The organism is Halomonas sp. ATBC28 (genome assembly GCF_005937175.1).
In the GTDB taxonomy this organism is placed as follows: Bacteria; Pseudomonadota; Gammaproteobacteria; order Pseudomonadales; family Halomonadaceae; genus Vreelandella; species Vreelandella titanicae.
In genome coordinates this window covers 1-494 of record NZ_VCQL01000094.1, presented here as the reverse complement: position 1 = coordinate 494, position 494 = coordinate 1, and the positions used below count along the sequence as shown (strand labels likewise).

Genomic DNA, 494 nt, shown 5'->3' with positions numbered 1-494 from the left:
TAGGTACTCCAGCCCGCGCTGTACGCAGTGTTAGTGACGACGAGTTACACTGGAAACGGTTGAATACCAAAGAGTATCAGGATCTTGTCGGGCGCTGTCATGCATCGTTACATGAAACGCAGCCGTTGAGGCAAATGGAGGAAAATCGCCCCCGTTTGCAGGGGACGACGGATGTGACGCCGAAACGGTGATCTTGCCGGATGCGGCGTAAACGCCTTATCAGGCCAACCGCCCATTATCAGGCTTATATGCTTGTATTAGCGCGCGTTACGCAGCTTTTGCAAACAACGCTTCAAACCTTCATCCCTCGGCGCTTAGATACGCATCACCTCACCGGTCCCCGGATGGGTAAACTTCAACGCTGCGGCGTGCAGGAACAGACGATTTCATCCCGTGCCTGCTTCAGTGAGCTGTCTGTCAAATTCACGGTCAACGTAGCGATCGTCAAAGGCAATCGGATGACCCGCATACTGTGTATGCACACGGATCTGATG

The 494-nt window shown here is 53.4% G+C and carries 1 pseudogene; it reads left to right on the top strand.

Going from position 1 to position 494, the window contains the following annotated elements:
• Positions 1-191: pseudogene (locus tag E0L35_RS25475) on the top strand (phenylacetic acid degradation protein PaaY); the annotation flags it as partial.
• Positions 192-494 lie beyond the last annotated feature (303 nt).